We start from the raw sequence: 2,797 nt of genomic DNA on the forward strand, positions 1-2,797 counted from the left end.
TTACCAGATGTCGACCCGAAGCATCACACATCATTGCAGTATTGTAATCTGAACCATTTGGGTTGTGCGGATATTGATCGTATGCATACTTAGCAACAATTTGATAACGGTCCTCGCTTTCTGGTAAATGGAACTTACCTTCTCCATGTGATATCCAAACTCCAAGTGTACTTCCAGCTAGAGTGGATAACATGATTGAGTTGTTTTCTTGGATTTTTACAGATACGAAGTTGGACTCGTGTTTCTCGGATATGTTGTGGAGCATTTTACCATGGACTTGATGCTCTGGAGTTATAAGCTCTAATTCCATAAAAAGTTGACATCCGTTACAGATCCCAACAGATAATGTGTCAGGGCGAGCAAAGAAGTTATCGAGTGCTTTCTTTGCTTTTTCATTGTAAAGGAAAGCTCCGGCCCATCCTTTTGCTGAACCTAACACATCGGAGTTAGAGAACCCGCCAACAGCACCGATAAATTGAATGTCTTCCAGCGTTTCACGACCTGAAATTAGATCGGTCATATGAACATCTTTTACATCAAAGCCGGCTAAGTACATCGCGTTTGCCATTTCTCTTTCGGAGTTCGATCCCTTTTCGCGGATAATTGCCGCTTTGGGTTTTTGTGTCACATTCAATAGAGACGGTCTGCTCCCGTTGAAGTGTGCAGGGAACTTATAGCGTAGCGGCTGATTTTTGTAGTTCGCAAATCGATCTTCAGCCATACCATTTTTCGATTGTTTCTGATCTAAGTAAAAAGAGGTTTTAAACCAGTTATCACGAGTTTCATTGACATTAAATGTAAAATGATCGACACCATTTTTAATGGTTACTTCAGTGCCTGTTATTGCGCGGCCGATCTTAATAGCAGTTATGCCGGCGGCCTGGATTGTAGACTGAAAAATCTCGTCGTTTTTTGCTTGTAATACAATCGCGATATTTTCGTTAAATAATGTTTTAACAGTATCAGATTCTTTAAGATCAGTCAAGTCGTAGTTTGCTGCAAGGTTTACATCAGCAAACGTCATTTCTAGTAAAGTTGTTACCAAGCCACCTGACCCGATATCGTGCCCTGCGGCAATCTGGTCATTTACAATTAAGTCTTGAATTACATTGAAGGCATTCTTAAAGTAGACTGCATCGCGGATTGTTGGAGCTTGTGTCCCCACCTTGTTAAGAATCTGCGCAAAAGAGGATCCTCCTAATTTGAAATCATCTTGAGATAGATTTATATAGTATATTGATCCAGCATCTTTTCTAAGCACGGGCTCAACAACCTTGTTAATATTTGAACAGTTCCCGCCAGCGGAGATGATCAGTGTCCCCGGTGCAATCACATTTTCACCATTAGGGTATTTCTGTTTCATTGACAGGGAGTCTTTACCGGTTGGTATATTGATCCCTAACTCGATCGCAAAGTTTGAACACCCCTCTACAGCTTTGTAAAGCCGGGCATCTTCTCCTTCATTATTACACGGCCACATCCAGTTCGCGGAAAGGGATACACCGTTCAGCCCGCCATTAATGGGTGCAAAAACTAAATTAGAAAGGGCTTCTGCTATTGCATTTCTAGATCCAAATACAGGATCGATTAGCGCAGTCAAAGGAGAATGCCCTACGGTGGTAGCGATGCCTTCGTTTGACTTATAATCAAGTGCCATTACCCCGACATTATTCAAAGGAAGTTGGAGAGGTCCCACACATTGTTGTTTTGCAACGCGACCACCGACACAACGATCAACCTTATTCGTTAACCAATCTTTAGAGGCAACTGCTTCCAGTTGGAGTAGTTGCTCAAGGTATGTCGGCGTGTTTTTAACATCATAAGCAAGTTCTGCATAGTGACGGTCGATAGTATTGTCATTCATTATTGTCTTTGGTGAAGAACCAAAGAAGTCTGCTAAGTCATAATCCATGGGTTTCTCGCCGGTGGTTTTTGACTGAAAAATGAATCGATGGTCCCCCGTAACATCACCTACAGTGTACATTGGCGACCGCTCCCGGTCAGCTATAACTTGAAGCTGTTGAATATCTTTTTCACCAATTACAAGCCCCATCCGTTCTTGCGATTCGTTCCCTATTATCTCTTTAGCGGAAAGGGTCGGGTCGCCCACAGGCAGTTTGTCTAAATCGATAGCTCCGCCCGTTGATTCAACAAGTTCGGAGAGGCAATTTAAGTGTCCACCAGCACCGTGATCGTGGATAGAGATTATTGGGTTATTATCGGATTCGACAAAACCTCGAATAGCATTCGCCGCGCGTTTTTGCATTTCTGGATTGGAACGTTGAATCGCATTTAATTCTATGCCAGAACCAAAGGCGCCAGTATCGGCAGATGACACTGCTGCTCCACCCATACCAATGCGGTAATTTTCTCCGCCAAGAACAACTATTTTATCCCCTTTTTTAGGTTCTTGTTTTTTTGCTTGTTCTAGCTTTCCATAGCCAATACCGCCTGCTTGCATGATAACTTTATCATATCCTAGTTTACGGCCTCCTTCTTCATGTTCAAATGTTAGTACCGAACCAGTTATTAAAGGTTGTCCAAATTTGTTCCCAAAATCCGATGCACCGTTTGACGCTTTAATGAGGATATTCATTGGGGTTTGATAGAGCCATGGACGTTCTTGTACGGCATTTTCCCAAGGGCGATCCTGCTTCAACCGCGAATACGCAGTCATATAAATCGCTGTTCCGGCCAGCGGAAGCGATCCCTGTCCGCCGGCTAGACGATCGCGGATTTCTCCACCAGATCCGGTCGCAGCACCGGCAAAAGGCTCAACGGTGGTTGGGAAGTTATG

General features: G+C 43.5%; 1 protein-coding gene. It reads right to left on the reverse strand.

Annotated features, from left to right (window positions below):
• Positions 1–2,797: phosphoribosylformylglycinamidine synthase (purL, locus tag HP439_RS18540; RefSeq protein WP_172391816.1), on the reverse strand; the 2,797-nt coding region annotated here is incomplete at both ends.

The organism is Sphingobacterium shayense (assembly GCF_013179575.1).
Classification (GTDB): Bacteria; Bacteroidota; Bacteroidia; order Sphingobacteriales; family Sphingobacteriaceae; genus Sphingobacterium; species Sphingobacterium shayense.